The 16,532-nt window shown below is 39.3% G+C and carries 15 protein-coding genes; 9 read left to right on the forward strand and 6 right to left on the reverse strand.

The features are described from left to right. Positions 1–21: 21 nt before the first annotated feature. From ABLA76_RS07220 to ABLA76_RS07235, 4 genes are all read right to left on the reverse strand, one after another. Positions 22–1,032, reverse strand: a complete 1,011-nt coding sequence (locus ABLA76_RS07220) for a sulfate ABC transporter substrate-binding protein (RefSeq protein WP_348987473.1) — start codon at positions 1,030–1,032, stop codon at positions 22–24. A gap of 206 nt (positions 1,033–1,238) precedes the next feature. Then, positions 1,239–2,216, reverse strand: a complete 978-nt coding sequence (gene pfkA, locus ABLA76_RS07225) for a 6-phosphofructokinase (protein WP_285808899.1) — start codon at positions 2,214–2,216, stop codon at positions 1,239–1,241. Positions 2,217–2,373: 157 nt separating this feature from the next. Beyond that, positions 2,374–3,273: a CDF family cation-efflux transporter FieF gene (gene fieF, locus ABLA76_RS07230; protein ID WP_348987409.1), complete on the reverse strand. Its 900-nt coding sequence runs from the start codon at positions 3,271–3,273 to the stop codon at positions 2,374–2,376. Positions 3,274–3,299: 26 nt separating this feature from the next. Further along, positions 3,300–4,244: a phosphatidate cytidylyltransferase gene (locus ABLA76_RS07235; protein ID WP_348987410.1), complete on the reverse strand. Its 945-nt coding sequence runs from the start codon at positions 4,242–4,244 to the stop codon at positions 3,300–3,302. A gap of 213 nt (positions 4,245–4,457) precedes the next feature. Here ABLA76_RS07235 and rfaL point away from each other — a divergent pair, with 213 nt between their 5' ends. Then, complete coding sequence (gene rfaL / locus ABLA76_RS07240) at positions 4,458–5,672, forward strand: O-antigen ligase RfaL (RefSeq protein ID WP_348987411.1); 1,215 nt, start codon at positions 4,458–4,460, stop codon at positions 5,670–5,672. A 53-nt stretch (positions 5,673–5,725) separates the two neighbouring features. Here the strand turns inward: rfaL and ABLA76_RS07245 are convergent, their stop codons facing one another. Together ABLA76_RS07245 and ABLA76_RS07250 are read right to left on the reverse strand one after the other, a co-directional pair. After that, entirely contained in the window at positions 5,726–6,865 is a 1,140-nt protein-coding gene (locus ABLA76_RS07245; protein WP_348987412.1) for a glycosyltransferase, read from the reverse strand. 185 nt (positions 6,866–7,050) lie between these two features. Beyond that, positions 7,051–7,542, reverse strand: a complete 492-nt coding sequence (locus ABLA76_RS07250) for a Spy/CpxP family protein refolding chaperone (protein WP_348987413.1) — start codon at positions 7,540–7,542, stop codon at positions 7,051–7,053. 152 nt (positions 7,543–7,694) lie between these two features. Here ABLA76_RS07250 and cpxR point away from each other — a divergent pair, with 152 nt between their 5' ends. The 8 genes from cpxR (at position 7,695) to wecB (ending at position 16,528) form a co-directional block, all read left to right on the forward strand. After that, positions 7,695–8,387 carry an envelope stress response regulator transcription factor CpxR gene (gene cpxR, locus ABLA76_RS07255; RefSeq protein WP_047768645.1) on the forward strand — a complete coding sequence of 231 codons (693 nt, stop codon included), beginning with the start codon at positions 7,695–7,697 and terminating at the stop codon, positions 8,385–8,387. Next, a complete protein-coding gene (cpxA, locus tag ABLA76_RS07260; RefSeq protein ID WP_348987414.1) occupies positions 8,384–9,760 on the forward strand; it encodes an envelope stress sensor histidine kinase CpxA in 1,377 nt (458 codons plus the stop codon). The genes cpxR and cpxA overlap by 4 nt, the downstream gene beginning before the upstream one ends. Positions 9,761–10,137: 377 nt before the next feature. After that, a complete protein-coding gene (locus tag ABLA76_RS07265; protein WP_348987415.1) occupies positions 10,138–11,448 on the forward strand; it encodes a nucleotide sugar dehydrogenase in 1,311 nt (436 codons plus the stop codon). A 13-nt stretch (positions 11,449–11,461) separates the two neighbouring features. Beyond that, positions 11,462–12,511, forward strand: coding sequence for a Gfo/Idh/MocA family oxidoreductase (locus tag ABLA76_RS07270; RefSeq protein WP_348987416.1), 1,050 nt, complete (start codon positions 11,462–11,464; stop codon positions 12,509–12,511). A gap of 15 nt (positions 12,512–12,526) precedes the next feature. Beyond that, positions 12,527–13,117 carry an acyltransferase gene (locus ABLA76_RS07275; RefSeq protein ID WP_348987417.1) on the forward strand — a complete coding sequence of 197 codons (591 nt, stop codon included), beginning with the start codon at positions 12,527–12,529 and terminating at the stop codon, positions 13,115–13,117. A 17-nt stretch (positions 13,118–13,134) separates the two neighbouring features. Continuing rightward, on the forward strand, positions 13,135–14,220 hold the full coding sequence (locus tag ABLA76_RS07280) for a DegT/DnrJ/EryC1/StrS family aminotransferase (protein WP_348987418.1): 1,086 nt from the start codon (positions 13,135–13,137) through the stop codon (positions 14,218–14,220). A 44-nt stretch (positions 14,221–14,264) separates the two neighbouring features. Beyond that, positions 14,265–15,404, forward strand: a complete 1,140-nt coding sequence (locus tag ABLA76_RS07285; RefSeq protein ID WP_348987419.1) for an EpsG family protein — start codon at positions 14,265–14,267, stop codon at positions 15,402–15,404. Next, entirely contained in the window at positions 15,401–16,528 is a 1,128-nt protein-coding gene (wecB, locus tag ABLA76_RS07290) for a UDP-N-acetylglucosamine 2-epimerase (non-hydrolyzing) (RefSeq protein WP_348987420.1), read from the forward strand. The genes ABLA76_RS07285 and wecB overlap by 4 nt, the downstream gene beginning before the upstream one ends. Positions 16,529–16,532: the final 4 nt, after the last annotated feature.

The raw sequence follows: 16,532 nt of genomic DNA on the forward strand, positions 1-16,532 counted from the left end.
CATCCCCAATCGGCTCAATAATTAACGTCGGATAATGTCGTCAAAAGTTCCGCCTGTGGCAAAATGCGCTTTCTGGGCGTTATCCCAGCCACCAAAGACCTCATCAATCGTAAAAAGCGTCAAATCAGGAAAAAGCGCGCGGTATTTTTCTGCGATTGCTTTATCACGAGGACGATAATAGTTCCTGGCGGCAATCTCCTGCCCAACCGGAGAATAAAGATATTTCAGATATTCGGTTGCCAGTTCGCGTGTTCCTCGTTTATCAACCACCTTATCGACAACGGAAACCGTTGGCTCTGCCAGAATAGAAATGCTGGGCGTCACAATTTCAAACTTACCTTTGTCCAACGCATTAATTGCCAATAAGGCTTCATTTTCCCAGGCAATCAATACATCGCCAATGCCGCGCTCCACAAACGTATTCGTTGCACCGCGTGCGCCGGAATCCAGCACTTCAACATTTTTATAAAGTGCTTTCACGAATTCTTTGGCTTTAGTCTGATCCTGATTGTTATGCGCCAGGCCATATCCCCAGGCAGCCAGATAATTCCAACGTGCTCCACCGGAGGTTTTTGGATTCGGCGTAACCACTGCAACATCCGGGCGAATCAAATCCGACCAATCCTTAATCTGTTTAGGATTTCCTTTTCTCACTAAAAAGACAATGGTTGATGTATAAGGTGCTGAATTATCCGGTAGACGCTGAATCCAATTCTTATCAATGCGTCCATGCTCTGCAATGGCATTGACATCATAAGCCAAGGCCAGCGTCACAACATCCGCCTGAAGACCATTAATAACGGAAGTTGCCTGCTTACCGGAGCCGCCATGTGATTGACGGATTTTTACATCATCCCCCGTTTTGTTATGCCAGTATTCGCGGAATGCCTCATCATATTGCTGGTAAAATTCACGCGTTGGATCATACGAGACGTTCAATAATTGCCGCTCTTTTGCCCATGCACTGTTAGTCATCAGTGTCATCGCCAACGCCCCCAAGACTAACGCCGATGCCACATACTCTTTTATCATTGCCCATTTGGAGCCTCTATTTATACCCCTTGCATCCACGATAATATTTCCTCTAAGTTATTATGATTTCTCCATAAAAACTGACAGAAAGCGTTATAACGCAGAAATAATTTTAAATTCCTGCTTATGCATAAGAAGAATATGAGGAACAAGACAGCCAAATCATATGGCTGTCTCCAAAAGAGGATCTTACAGGTAGGAAAGGATTAGTAGAGCTTCTTCGCGGTTTCCAGCCACTCTTTCTTAAAGACACGCTGCATATTTTGCACCGCATCAATAATATCGTGATGAACAAGTTTCTCGTTCTGGATACCAACACAACGACCGCCGTGTCCTTCCAGCAGGAGTTGAACAGAATACGCCCCCATACGGGAAGCCAGAATGCGGTCATAAGCAACAGGCGCACCGCCACGCTGGATATGCCCTAATACCGTCGCACGGGTTTCATGGTGGGTTTCTGTCTCAATATATTTCGCCAGTTCAGCGACATCACAGACATGCTCAGTGATAGCAACAATCGCGTGACGCTTGCCTTTTTCAATCCCAGCCTGAATTTCAGCCAGCAATTCCTCACGATCAAATGGGACTTCATTTTCAGGCAGAACAATAAATTCACATCCCCCCGCGATTGCCGCTGATAAGGTCAAATCACCACAATAACGCCCCATCACTTCAACAATCGAAATTCGTTTATGGGAAGTTGACGTATCGCGCAAGCGGTCAATCGCTTCAACCACCGTTTCCAGCGCGGTGAAATAACCAATGGTGTAATCTGTGCCCGCAACATCGTTGTCAATGGTTCCAGGCAAACCGATACAAGGGAAACCCGCTTCGGTCAGCTTTTTCGCGCCTAAATAAGAGCCGTCTCCCCCAATCACCACCAACGCATCAATCCCATTTTTGTGCATGTTTTCAATAGCAATTTCCCGCACCTTATCATCCCTAAACTCTGGGAAGCGGGCTGAACCCAAGAACGTACCACCACGGTTAATCATGTCGGAAACACTAAAGCGATCAAGCTTCTTCATGCGGTTTTCATACAACCCCAGATAGCCATCATAAATGCCATAAACTTCCAACCCTTCGGTTAAAGCGGCACGAACAACACCACGAATAGCGGCGTTCATGCCAGGCGCATCACCGCCACTCGTTAAGACTCCGATTCTTTTAATCTTGTTGATCATGATGACCTCTGACTTGTAGATATAATATTTGAAAAACCTGATTGTCACTGCATTAGCTGAATTGATTCAACTCTAACTATAATACGGAAAAACACCCAGTCTGCATCAAGATTATGCCTGTTTTTTGATGTTCTTTTGATTATGAATAAATTCCCCTTCAATCCCAGCGGTTTTTATGCTCTTCAGACACGACAGAGCAAGGATCTTGGTGAATAATAATATCGGCACCGGGAAATCTACTCCGCAATTTATTTTCAATCCCTTCGGCCAAAGCATGCGCTTGCACTAGTGGCAAATTATCAGCTATCTCCAGATGGAACTGGATGAAACGCGTCGGGCCAGATTGACGGGTTCGCAGATCATGCCCACCCGCTATACCTGGATAATTTTGGATGATATCAATAATCTCCTGTCGCTCTTCATCTGGCAAGGCGCGATCAAGTAAAGACTGTACAGCATCATAGCCCATCCGTAACGCACTATAGAGGATAGTGACTCCAATACCCAAGGCAAAGATTGCATCCGCACGTTTAAAACCATACAGGCTCAAAAGCAACGCCAGCAAAATTGCCCCATTCATCAATAGATCGGACTTATAATGCAACATATCCGCACGGATCGCCTGACTTTGCGTTTTACTGATCACCCATTTCTGGAAAGTGACTAAACATAACGTGGAAATCAGAGCAATGACAATGACCCATATGCCCATCGCCGCATGTTCCAGTGGCTGGGGGGAATACAGATGCTGGAAGCCCGTCAAAAACAAAAAAATTGCCGAACCGGAAATAAACATACTTTGCGCCAAAGCCGCCAGTGATTCAGCCTTACCATGCCCAAAAGTGTGTTCGTCATCAGCAGGTTGAAGTGAATAGCGCACAACAAAAAAATTCGTCAAAGACGCAGCCAGATCAACCAATGAATCCACCAGCGCCGCCAATAAACTCACCGATCCCGTCAACCACCAGGCAAAAATTTTCACGATCAACAATACACTCGCCAGTACCGTTGCCGCCAACGCAGCGGAACTGACCCATCGCCCATAATTTATACTCATGACTACCACCTTTCGGTTATTCTGTCTTAGGTATAAAAATAGCGCGTCAGATAGAAAAATATAGGGGCGGCAAAGCAAAGTGAGTCGATTCTATCCAACACTCCACCGTGACCTGCAATTATTCCACCAAAATCCTTCACTCCACTGTCTCGTTTAATCGCCGACATACATAATCCCCCCATAAATCCCAGCAGGGTGATTGCCAACGACATCAGTCCCGCCTCCCAAGGGGAAAAAGGCGTTACCCAGAACAACGACATTCCCAACAGTACAGACACTAAAATTCCGCCAACAAATCCCTCAACCGTCTTATTGGGACTGAGTTTCGGTACAATCGGGCGTTTGCCCAATAATTTCCCGAATACGTACTGCAAAACATCGGACATTTGTACCACGATCATCAGGAACAACAATAAGTTGATATTTTGATTCTCATATTCCGGGATATCCAGCATCAACAACGCGGGCGCATGGCTGATGGCAAATACCGTCACCAACATCCCCCACTGGATTTTGGCGGTTCGTTCCAGAAAATGGGTGGTATCCCCAACCAAAGCTGTTCGGGCAGGCAAAAACAGGCAGACATACACGGGAATAAAAACCGAAAATAACCCATACCATTGCATACCAACCAAAACATACTGCACGGGGATAAAAACAAAGAAACACCAAAACAGCGCCTTATGATCACTGCGGCGAGTCGGCATTAGGGTAATAAATTCACGCAAGGCAAAAAATGACATCACTGCAAACAAAATAATCGAACCTATTGGCCCAATTACAATAGCCAGGACACAGATGATACACATCATCCACCAGCCACGAATCCGGGCATTCAGGTTATCGATAGTGGCATTGCTTTTTCCCCCCGAATACCACAAGGCCAAAATACCACCAATCACACTGGCGATAACTAATATCCCAAATATCCCTCCCAGCAATAGCATCAGATCATGATCGATATCTGTCATAGCACTAACTCCTGTAATATCCATATTGGGTATTTTGATCCCTTTTATATGAAGTGACAGTGATAAGATTTTTTAAACAACGGAATAATCGGACGTAACACAATCAAGACTGGTCAAAATAACAACAGGTAACATCGTGTTTTTATTCGTGCCTGTCTGGTGAAAATGGTACAAAATACCAGCCAGAAATCCATTTTCCATTCTGGTAAGGCTATGTTTAAAGAAACTATCAAAAATCACTTGTCTTGGGGTACTTTTTTCGTCGGTGGTTACATCGCACTTGTTTATGTAACAGGCATCACGCGTTATAAAAACCTCTTTTTTGCATTGATAGCATTAACCGCACTCTATTTTCTTATTAAAAACCCCAAAGGCTGCCTCTCTGCGTTGAAGAACAATATCGTACTGGCTTTGGGAATATTAACTTTGGCTTATCTCTATTCGATTGTTATTTCACCTGATCCCAGACTCAGTTTCAGTGAAATAAAAACACCTTTTTTCAGAGATGTCGTTCTCTCCGGTATCATCATTACATTAGCATTAAGTCATACGGATACACTTAAAATCCAGAAAATGATTATGGGTTCATTTCTGCTTGGGTTGTCATTCATTACGCTGAAAGAAATGTACCTGTTTTATCTGGATTATCAGAACAATATCATGCCATTCACCAACTATAACCACCGCAGTGTGTCGGATGGCATTGTCTTCTTCTTTCCCGCACTAGTGGCTCTTTGGCATTTTCAAAAACCCCAAAATTATGTTCGCTTGGTACTGACAACGTTACTTATCTTATCCGTACTCTTTGTGTTACTGGGAACGCTTTCCAGAGGGGCATGGCTAGCCGTTTTTGTGATGTTTTTCATGATGATAATCATGAATAAAAATTGGAAAACGTTCATTGCCAGCATTGTTTTTATCTGCGCCGCCATATTGGCTATCAAATCTGATTACCTTGGTAAGGGTTCTGCTTTGACTTACAAGCTGGAGCAAACTGATAGCAGTCACCGATATAGCAATGGCACACAAGGTTCAGCACTTACCTTAATTCTGGAAAATCCTATCAAAGGCTATGGTGCTGGCAACAAGATCTATGACCAGCTTTATAATGAGAGCGCTAAAAATTACCCTGATTGGACATATCAAACTTCCCTTGGGCCTCATAATATTTTCCTGACAATTTGGTTTTCTGCCGGCCTATTGGGGATAGGCGCCTTTTTATTTTTAATCTTCTTTTATCTGAAACAATCGGCTCAAGAGTGGAACACAAGCACCAGCTGCAATAAGCAAGCTGGGCTAATCTTGCTTATCTCTTTCTTTGGATATTTTATTGTCAGAGGGAACTTTGAAAGTGTTCATTTGAACATTTTGGGGATTTACCTTGGCTTACTGGCCGCATTGTGCTCAAAAAGATGGAATAAAGCTTAACTGCCCTGAGGGCTATTCAATTTTTTGGATAGCCCAAAATGACGCTAAAATAGTTAAAACCACTCAGCTAACGCTTTTGATAAAGACACACTGACATTACGCCAATCGTATTGGCTTATTACTGTTTCTTTGGCATGTTCAGCAACCATGTTTAAATTATCTTGCAACAACGTATCCAAAATATCTTTGGCAATGCTTTCTGGAGACAAGGGTTCTTCCAGTAAAAATCCCGTACTTTCGGGGATCACAAACTCTTTTATTCCTCCTCTGGGGCTGACCAAAACGGATACACCACATGCCATTGACTCCAGGGCGACCATACAAAAGGCTTCTTCTCCCAATGAGGGAACCACCGTTAAATCAGCCAGTGGATATACTTGGTGCATCTCTGCCGGCGGTATACTCCCTGCAAGAATACAGCTATCAGCCATTTTTGCGGCTTTATCCAACACTTTTTTCCGATAAGCTTCGCGTTCGCCTTTTTTAACCGTTGCATGATCACCAATCAAAAGCAGCTTGATATTTTGATCTTTTTTGTGCAGCAAATTGACTGCATCCATGAGTTCAATAACACCTTTACCCTTATCTAATCGGCCAGCATACAAGATGACGGTTTCGTCACTTCTTAGTCCAAAACGGTCTCTTTTCCAGCTAACTCCCTGTTTATAAAATTCCTTATCAATACCATTCGGAACTACTTTGATATTCTCAATCTTCGCTTCTGAACGAAAAAAATCAGCTAAAAAATGACTAGGCGTAATGAGCTTTGTTTCAGACCCTAAATCAACCACTTTATGTTTGTTATGCAGATGAAGTACCATCAGTTTTTCTGGGTAAAACTGCTTCAAAGAATTATAAAGTGCAATAGAATTTTGAATGATCAGAATCGGCCTCTCATCATCTGGACTGTGATAACGCATAACAATATCTATCACCCTTTTGGCATAAGGGTAAGGATCTAAGCGAGACCACTTTCTAAAAAAGCGTTTATAGATTGCACTCGTGTGTATTCTGTGAATGGTGGCATATTCACTGATTTTCTCTACTATTTCCTCTGTTCTTTCCCCTTTACAAATAATTAAATTATCAGCCTGACTGATTTTGGCTACGTTATAAATCCACCACTCTACTGCGGCGGCATAGTTTGGGGGAATAGAATGAAATTCAGGTGCAACAAAAACAAATTTTTTCATGAGAAAACAGTCAGTAGAAATCATTCATCGGATTAGATAAAAAAAGGCCAGTTTATGCAAGTAAACTGTAATTTATGACAAAAAAAAGCCCCTCAAGGGGGCTGAAAGACAGGGATGGTGTCTATGGCAAGGAAAATCGTTATTGCTGCTACGGCGTAACAAAAAGTCAGTTCACTTTTCGAGCGTCACATTCGTATTCGTTTTTTTAGACGATCTTTTAGCAGCTCTTTCTGCTCGGGTGTTAACAGTTGATAAACCTGATTACTAACACGCGCAATTTCTACATTCAGAGCAACATTCTTTTCGGCTATTTTTTCAAGCTGCGAACGAACCTCAGCTTCATCAAAATCCTCTGCTGTCAAAAGCGCATTCAACTTACGATGCTCAGTTCGCATATCAATCAGCGGCTGCTCATACTGATGCTGCTGTTTGACTAAATTCCACATCTGTTCACGTTGCTGTTCAGTTAACGCTATTCCACCGAAGATATAACTATAGTTATATTGACCATCCCGGTGATGATTAAAGTTCCTCTTATAACCATATGACATACAATATGGGTGCGGAGTGTAGGAACTAACCTCAGGAATATGATCCGTATCAGCAGTTTTAGCTAAAGCTTCCGTTGTTCCGACGACAACCATTGACGCTAAAGCCAATATTGCTATGTTACGCATTAAATTTCCTCGCTTTCTCGAACAGCAGCATTCGATTCAGTGCGGATAACTATAACCCTACGGCTGCAAACTAGCGTCAGAGCGTGTAAAAGAACGTAAAGTCATGGAATAGCGAAGTTTGTTATCGTATTTTGCTCTTGGAGGAAGAATTAATGCATAAAATCTTATTAGTTGATGATGACCGCGAGCTGACATCGCTATTAAAAGAATTGCTCGAAATGGAAGGATTCAATGTTGTCATCGCCTACGATGGCGAACAGGCTTTACAATACATCGATTCTTCAATTGACCTATTGTTGCTGGACATCATGATGCCGCGCAAGAACGGCATTGAGACGCTGAAAGAGCTACGGCAATACCATCAAACCCCCGTTATCATGTTAACGGCTCGTGGCAGCGATTTAGACCGCGTTTTGGGATTAGAACTGGGAGCGGATGACTATCTCCCCAAACCGTTTAACGATCGTGAACTGGTCGCCCGTATACGTGCCATTTTGCGCCGTTCCAACTGGAGTGAACAACAAGCTGACGTTGGAACACCGATACTGGAGATCGATAAACTGCAACTTAACCCCGGACGCCAGGAAGCCAGTTTTGGTGGTACGATTTTAGATCTCACTGGCACGGAATTCACCCTGCTTTATTTACTCGCACAACATTTGGGACAAGTTGTTTCCCGTGAACATTTAAGCCAGGAAGTATTGGGAAAACGCTTAACACCTTTTGATCGGGCTATTGATATGCATATTTCGAATCTACGCCGTAAATTACCAAACAGAACAGATGGACTACCATGGTTTAAGACATTACGCGGCCGTGGATACTTAATGGTTTCCTCAAAATGATCAATAGCTTGACGGCCCGTATATTCGCAATTTTTTGGTTCACGCTTGCACTTGTCCTGATGATCGCCTTAATGGCGCCCAAACTGGACTCACGGCAGTTAACGCCTCTTTTGGACAGTGAATATCAATTGGGAACAAAACTGGCAAAACAAGTAGAAGAAGAATTAATACACGACTCTGGGAATGACCTATTCTGGTGGCTACGTCTGGATCGCGCTATTGCCTTGTGGACTCCACCAGGCCAGCGCCTGATCCTCGTCTCCAGTGAAGGGCTTATCAGTGACATCAATACCCCGACCCACCAACAACAAGTGATCCGCAACTTTATCGGCCAATCCGATAATGCAGATCACCCTAAAAAGAAAAAATATGGCCGTTCGGAAATACTCGGCCCTTTTTCTGTCCGTGATGGAGAAGACCATTACCACCTTTACATCATTAGACCAGCAGGCAGCCCACAATCAGATTTTATTAATTTGATGTTTGACCGACCATTTTTACTACCTGCGGCCACCATGTTAATCAGCGCACCATTACTCTTGTGGCTGTCATGGAGCCTGGCAAAACCCGCTCGTAAACTCAAAAACGCCGCCGATGACGTTGCGAGAGGCAACTTACGGCAACACCCTGAGCTGGAATCCGGCCCACAAGAGTTTTTAGCGACCGGCAGTAGTTTCAACCAGATGATCAGTGCACTGGAAAGGATGGTCACCGCCCAACAGCGGCTGATTTCCGATATCTCCCATGAACTACGTACGCCACTTACCCGCTTACAATTAGCGACGGCTTTACTACGCCGCCGTCACGGTGAAAGCAAAGAGCTGGGGCGTATCGAAACAGAGACCCAACGTTTAGATGGCATGATTAATGACCTGCTAGTACTTTCCCGCAATCAACATAAGAACGAGTTACTGCGCGAGAATATCAAAGCCCACGATATATGGTCTGACATCCTGGAAAATGCGAAATTTGAAGCCGAGCAGATGAGCAAGACGCTGGATATCGTATCACCTCCCGGAAACTGGATAATTTACTGCAACCCGGCCGCACTCGGCAGCGCACTGGAAAACATCGTCCGCAATGCACTGCGTTACTCCAGCAACCATATCGCCGTTGCATTTACGGCAGATAACCAAGGCGTGACGATTAGTGTTGATGATGATGGGCCAGGAGTCAGCCCAGAAGACCGCGAACATATCTTCCGCCCGTTTTATCGAACGGATGAAGCACGGGATAGAGAGTCCGGTGGAACCGGATTAGGGTTGGCGATAGTTGAAACAGCAGTCAGCCAGCATCGCGGCTGGGTGAAAGCAGAAGATAGCCCATTGGGGGGACTACGGTTGATGATTTGGCTGCCATTGCATGGAAGATAGGCGGCTTTCGCCTTGAAATTTAGCTAATTACAAGATGTAACCGTTAAAGAAAAAAGCTATTATACTTGACCTCAATGCGGCGAGGGACTAATCTCGTCGCTGCTTAACACAAATTGTTGATATGTTAATTTTTGTTAAGCAGAAAATTCCTTTTATATTAATTGGATAAGTCAAATTGTTACATATGACAGGCACTCTGGGAGCCGTAACCTAGTGCGGTAGCTTTGATGCAGTTTTAATCTTGTTCAAAAATTCAATCATCACTCCACTTTCCTGTTATCTCTTTCAAATTAGTTCTCATATGAACTAAAAAAATGCTCTTAATCTAAGAACATTTTTTTAGCTTAATTTTATATGGTATATCAAAGGCCTATAACATGTCATTTCTGAATCAATTAATTAACAAGTTTAATAATAAAAATGCAAATATAGCTATTGTTGGGTTAGGGTATGTCGGACTACCTTTAATGCTGCGATACAATGATATTGGTTTTAAAGTTATCGGTTTTGATATAGATAAAAACAAAACGGATAAGTTAAGCCAAGGTCTAAGCTATATTGAGCATATTTCTTCTTCTAAAATTCAAAAGGCCATTGAAACCGGTTTTGAAGCAACAACAGACTTTTCAAGAATTTCCGAATGCGATGCAATTATTCTCTGTGTACCAACACCATTAAATAAATACAGAGAGCCTGATATGAGTTTCGTCATAAATACAACAGATATGGTGAAACCATTCCTAAGGCAAGGTCAGGTACTTTCTTTAGAAAGTACAACTTATCCGGGAACAACTGAAGAAGAACTATTACCAAGAGTAGAGGAAAATGGTTTAAAAGTTGGTGAAGATATATTCCTCGTCTATTCACCAGAACGCGAAGATCCGGGTAATCCAGATTTCGAAACTAGAACAATCCCAAAAGTCATTGGTGGACACACAGAAAACTGCCTAAGAGCGGGTATTGCCGTTTATCAACCTGCTATTGACCGAGTTGTTCCCGTTAGCTCCACAAAAGCGGCTGAAATGACTAAGCTGCTTGAGAATATACATAGAGCCGTTAATATAGGCCTCGTCAATGAAATGAAACTAGTTGCAGACAAAATGGGCATTGATATACATGAAGTCATCAGAGCGGCTGCAACAAAACCATTTGGCTTTGTACCTTACTATCCAGGGCCAGGGTTAGGTGGTCATTGTATCCCTATCGATCCCTTCTATTTAACATGGAAAGCCAGAGAGTACGGTATCAATACTCGTTTTATTGAGCTTTCCGGTGAAGTTAATTCATCAATGCCAGATTATGTTGTCACTAAAACAGTCTTAGCCCTGAACAAAGCTAACAAATCCATTAATGGAAGTCGTGTACTTGTATTAGGAATTGCATATAAGAAAAATGTTGATGATATGAGGGAAAGCCCATCAGTCCATATAATGGAAAGATTAAGGGACTTAGGTGCATTAGTAGAGTATTCAGATCCACACGTTCCTGCTTTTCCTAAAATGCGTGAACATCACTTTGATTTAACAAGTCAAGCTATAACTGAAAATAATTTAAAAGAATTCGATTGTATTATCTTAGCAACAGACCACGATAAGTTTGACTATAACCTAATAATTAATAATGCAAAATTAATTGTTGATACTCGTGGGAAATATTCTCCTGAACATAATAATGTAACAAAAGCTTAATTTGGGATTAAATATGTTTGATACTATTACAGATAGAAAAATAAAATTTGCATTAGTTGGATGTGGAAGAATCTCTAAAAATCATTTTAACTCTTTAGAAGTACATAAAAATAATGCTGAATTAGTTGCTGTTTGTGATACAGATCCTGTTGCTCTTAATACAGCCATAGAAAAAACAGGGGCTAAGGGATTTGATAATCTACATAATATGCTAGATAACATTTCAGCGGATATTATCATCCTAACAACACCTTCGGGACTCCATCCTGAACAAGCCGTTGCTTGCCTAGAGAAAGGTTTCCATGTGATTACTGAAAAACCCATGGCAACTCGTTTTTCTGATGGAGAGAAAATGGTTAAAGCTGCCGATAAAGCTGGCAAGCGCTTGTTTGTAGTCAAACAAAATCGCTTAAATGTAACTCTTCAACTGCTAAAACGTGCGGTAGAAGAAAAGCGTTTTGGTCAAATCAATATGGTTCATCTCAATGTATTTTGGACACGCCCTCAAGATTACTACGATCAAGCAGCATGGCGTGGTACATGGGAATTTGATGGTGGTGCATTCATGAACCAGGCTAGCCATTATGTTGATTTATTAGAATGGCTCATTGGTCCAGTCAAAGATATTCAAGCAATGATGTCTACACACTTAGACATTGAAGCTGAAGATACTGGTGTACTAAATATTAGGTGGCGAAACGGTGCATTAGGCTCAGTGGCTGTTACTATGTGTACTTATCCTAAAAACCTAGAAGGCTCTATAACTATATTAGGGGAAAAAGGAAGTGTTAGAGTTGGAGGTCTAGCCGTTAACGAAATTCAAGAGTGGAATTTTGCTGACGAAAAAGATTACGACCAACAAGTAAAAAATGCCAATTACGAAACAACTTCGGTATACGGTTTTGGACATCCATTATATTATAAAAATGTTATCGATGTAATGAGAGGAGAAGCAGAACCAATAACTGACGGGCGGGAAGGATTAAAATCTCTTGAATTACTAATCGCTGCTTATCTTGCTGCCAGAGATAACAAAACAGTATCTTTGCCTCTAGTGTACTAATTAAGACAATTTATTATGTCAACTATAGAAAATGTCATGATCCATTCAAGTGCAATTATTGATGATGGCGCCAGAATTGGCAAAAACAGCCGTGTCTGGCATTTTACACATGTTTGTTCTGGAGCTAAAATCGGAGAAAGTTGTTCTTTGGGACAAAATGTATTTATCGGAAACAAAGTAATTATTGGAAATCACTGTAAAATACAAAATAATGTTTCTATCTATGATAATGTTAATTTAGAAGATGGTGTTTTTTGTGGTCCAAGTATGGTTTTTACTAATGTCTATAATCCCCGTTCTTTCATCGAAAGAAAGAATGAATATAAAAATACTTTAGTAAAAAAAGGGGCAACCTTAGGAGCCAACTGTACGATAGTTTGTGGAACAACAATTGGTTCTTATGCTTTTATTGGTGCAGGAGCTGTTGTCAATAAAGATGTTCCTAATTATGCATTGATGGTAGGAGTCCCGGCAAAACAAATAGGTTGGATGAGTGAATTTGGTGAACAGTTAGATCTACCATTGCATGGAAAAGCCACTACAACATGTCCTTATACAGGGCATATCTATCAATTAGATGATAACAGTGTAAAAAGAATCAAATAATACAGGAAGAATATATAATGCAATTCACAGATCTAGCAGCACAACAACTGAAAATAAAAGATAAAATAAACGAAAATATCCAAAAAGTATTAGCGCATGGAAAATATATTCTAGGCCCAGAAGTCTCAGAATTAGAAGAAAAACTCGTTGAATATACTGGAGCAAAATATTGTATCACATGTGCAAATGGAACTGATGCTCTACAAATTGCCTTAATGGCTATTGGCATCAAACCCGGTGATGAAGTCATCACTCCTGGGTTTACTTATATTGCCACCGCTGAAACAGTTGCGCTTTTAGGCGGTATTCCTGTATATGTTGATGTAAAGCCAACAACTTATAATTTAGATCCTGCACTATTAGAAGCAGCTATAACTCCAAGAACTAAAGCGATTATTCCTGTTTCTTTATATGGTCAATGTGCTGATTTTGACGAAATCAATGCAATAGCAGAAAAACATAATATTACCGTTATAGAAGATGCAGCCCAAAGTTTTGGAGCAACATATAAAGGTAAGCGTTCTTGTAACTTAACAACCATTGCATGTACAAGCTTTTTTCCAAGTAAACCACTAGGATGCTACGGTGATGGTGGTGCTATTTTTACAAGCGATGAAGAATTAGCAAAAATTGTTCGTCAAATTGCTCGTCATGGACAAGACAGAAGATATCATCATATAAGAGTTGGTGTTAATAGTCGTTTAGATACATTACAAGCCGCTATTCTGTTACCAAAACTCAAAATATTTGATGAAGAGATGGAACTGCGACAGGTTGTTGCCAAAAACTACGATAATGCTTTAAACGAAATTGGGATTATGACAACTCCTTATATAGAATCGCATAATATATCTGCGTATGCCCAATATACTATTCGTGTTAAAGATCGCGATGAATTGCAAACAAAATTAAAGGAAAAAGGTATCCCTACAGCGGTTCATTACCCCCTACCTTTGAATAAACAACCTGCAGTTGCTAGTAATGTAATTCTTCCTGTTGGAGATCAAATCGTACAAGAAGTTATTAGTTTACCTATGCATCCATACTTAACAGAAAAACAAATATTAAATGTTGCAGATAAATTAATTAGTTATCTTAAATAAAAAATATAACATTTAATATACTCATTAAAAATGAAGTAAAAGTAATGTTACCATATTATTTAATACTTTTAAGTGTTTTCTGCTTGGGAATAGTAGAACAACTTCAGAAGAATCGTACAAATAAGTTACTTATTCGATTTATTTTATTAATTATTTTAATAATCACAATATCCGGTGCTATATCTAGAGGAGATTATAATTCATATGTAAAAATATTTAATAACATAAACTTAGAAAACCCAAATCCAGTTTTTGAAGTGGCATTCTATTGGATGATGGTAGCTTTCAAATATTGTCTATTTGAACCATTTTCAGTATTTTTTGCTGCATCATCTATAGCAATATTAATTAAGTTCTATACGTTATATAAAATAAAGAGAAAAAATCTTTATGATATTAACTATGGATATTATTTTTTAATATACTTTTCCTCTTTTATAGTATATCAAGAGTTAGGTTCAATAAGATTCGCAATAGCCTGTTCTTTTTTCTTTTTAGCGACTGTATATTTAAATAATAGGAATTTTTTTAAATATTACTGCTTCATAGGGATTGGTTTTTTATTTCATAATTCCCTCATTGCAGCTATAATATTGCCATTTTTGATGAAAAGAAACATCTTTCTTTTTCTATTCATGTCAGTATCTATTGGATTTATATTAATCTTTAACAGAGAAAATCCAATCTTCCTAGAATTTGCAGCGCAAAGCCATTATCTTTCTAAAATAATCAACTATACACGATTTGGAACTATATTTATTTCATATCAACTAATAAAGAAAATATTTTTATTAATTGTATTTAATATCTTATATAAGAAAGAAATAACAGAAAAAAAATCATATGCATACACATGCTGGATTATTTCAATATTTTCATTTTCTATTTATTCCATATTCATGATAAGTCAACTTACAGCATCTAGATATTTATTGATGTTTGGAATCTGTGAACCGATTATGATTATAATGATACTTAACAAATTAACTAAAAATTTAAGAATTTTTAGTGTTTTTTTTATTTTAATATATGTAGTTATAAGTTATAAACATGGTTTATCTGCAAATAATAATATTATAAATTTATATTTACCTTATAAAAATTATTTTATCGGTGATACTCAACCCTACAAAGATGTCGACGAATTAAAAAAAATCATTGAAGGAAAAAATAATAAATTATGAAAATTTTACTAGTATTTGGTACTCGCCCTGAAGCAATAAAAATGGCTTCTCTCATTCACGAATTAAAAAAACATTCAAGCTTTAATGTACGAGTTTGTGTAACAGGGCAACACCGTGATATGTTAGATCAAGTTTTAAATTTATTTAATATAGTACCTGATATAGATTTAAACGTTATGGAATCAAGTCAGGATTTAACATCGGTAACATGTAATATTTTAACCAAATTAAAATCTGTCATTGTCGAAGAAAAACCCGACTTGGTACTTGTACATGGTGATACAACTACAACATTTGCAGCCAGCTTAAGTGCATTTTATCACAAAGTCAAAGTAGGACATATCGAAGCTGGTTTAAGAACTGGTAATATAAACTCACCATGGCCTGAGGAAGCAAATAGAAAACTTGTTTCTTCATTGGCTTGTCTGCATTTTACACCAACAGTAACAGCCAGAGATAATTTAATATCAGAAAACATTAATTCTGATACAATTTTTATTACTGGTAATACAGTAATTGATTCTCTTTTAGAGATGAAAAATATAATATCAGAAAATACCGTCTTACAAACCAAATTTGATTATGAATTTGGCTTCATGAACAAATACAAAAAAACCATTTTAATTACAGGGCACCGGAGAGAAAACTTTGGACAAGGTTTTCAAAACATTTGCCATGCAATTAAATTACTTGCACACAAGAATAAAGATATATGTTTTATATATCCTGTACATCTAAATCCTAATGTGAAAGATGTTGTAGAAAAAATCCTTTTTGGACAAAAAAATATTTATTTAATATCACCACAGACATATGATTCATTTGTATATTTGATGAATAGATCGCATATTATCTTAACGGATTCTGGTGGTATACAAGAAGAAGCACCATCATTAGGAAAACCTGTTTTAGTAATGAGAAATTCTACCGAAAGACCAGAAGCAATAGCAGCAGGAACTGTTAAATTAGTAGGTACGTCAATAAATGAAATCTATAACACTGTAACTGAACTATTAAATAATGATAGTTTATATCTAAATATGAGTAAATCTCACAATCCATATGGGAACGGTGAAGCATGTAAAAATATAGCCAAAATATTACTTAAAAATTTTGTTAATTAATTGA

Source organism: Xenorhabdus sp. SGI240, assembly GCF_040081915.1.
Classification (GTDB): Bacteria; Pseudomonadota; Gammaproteobacteria; order Enterobacterales; family Enterobacteriaceae; genus Xenorhabdus; species Xenorhabdus bakwenae.

Excerpts from the sequence above, each read along its gene's own strand:
- ABLA76_RS07220 (WP_348987473.1), bottom strand. The coding sequence starts at position 1,032 with ATGATAAAAGAGTATGTGGCATCGGCGTTAGTCTTGGGGGCGTTGGCG.
- pfkA (WP_285808899.1), bottom strand. The coding sequence starts at position 2,216 with ATGATCAACAAGATTAAAAGAATCGGAGTCTTAACGAGTGGCGGTGAT.
- fieF (WP_348987409.1), bottom strand. The coding sequence starts at position 3,273 with ATGAGTATAAATTATGGGCGATGGGTCAGTTCCGCTGCGTTGGCGGCA.
- ABLA76_RS07235 (WP_348987410.1), bottom strand. The coding sequence starts at position 4,244 with ATGACAGATATCGATCATGATCTGATGCTATTGCTGGGAGGGATATTT.
- rfaL (WP_348987411.1), top strand. The coding sequence starts at position 4,458 with ATGTTTAAAGAAACTATCAAAAATCACTTGTCTTGGGGTACTTTTTTC.
- ABLA76_RS07245 (WP_348987412.1), bottom strand. The coding sequence starts at position 6,865 with ATGAAAAAATTTGTTTTTGTTGCACCTGAATTTCATTCTATTCCCCCA.
- ABLA76_RS07250 (WP_348987413.1), bottom strand. The coding sequence starts at position 7,542 with ATGCGTAACATAGCAATATTGGCTTTAGCGTCAATGGTTGTCGTCGGA.
- cpxR (WP_047768645.1), top strand. The coding sequence starts at position 7,695 with ATGCATAAAATCTTATTAGTTGATGATGACCGCGAGCTGACATCGCTA.
- cpxA (WP_348987414.1), top strand. The coding sequence starts at position 8,384 with ATGATCAATAGCTTGACGGCCCGTATATTCGCAATTTTTTGGTTCACG.
- ABLA76_RS07265 (WP_348987415.1), top strand. The coding sequence starts at position 10,138 with ATGTCATTTCTGAATCAATTAATTAACAAGTTTAATAATAAAAATGCA.
- ABLA76_RS07270 (WP_348987416.1), top strand. The coding sequence starts at position 11,462 with ATGTTTGATACTATTACAGATAGAAAAATAAAATTTGCATTAGTTGGA.
- ABLA76_RS07275 (WP_348987417.1), top strand. The coding sequence starts at position 12,527 with ATGTCAACTATAGAAAATGTCATGATCCATTCAAGTGCAATTATTGAT.
- ABLA76_RS07280 (WP_348987418.1), top strand. The coding sequence starts at position 13,135 with ATGCAATTCACAGATCTAGCAGCACAACAACTGAAAATAAAAGATAAA.
- ABLA76_RS07285 (WP_348987419.1), top strand. The coding sequence starts at position 14,265 with ATGTTACCATATTATTTAATACTTTTAAGTGTTTTCTGCTTGGGAATA.
- wecB (WP_348987420.1), top strand. The coding sequence starts at position 15,401 with ATGAAAATTTTACTAGTATTTGGTACTCGCCCTGAAGCAATAAAAATG.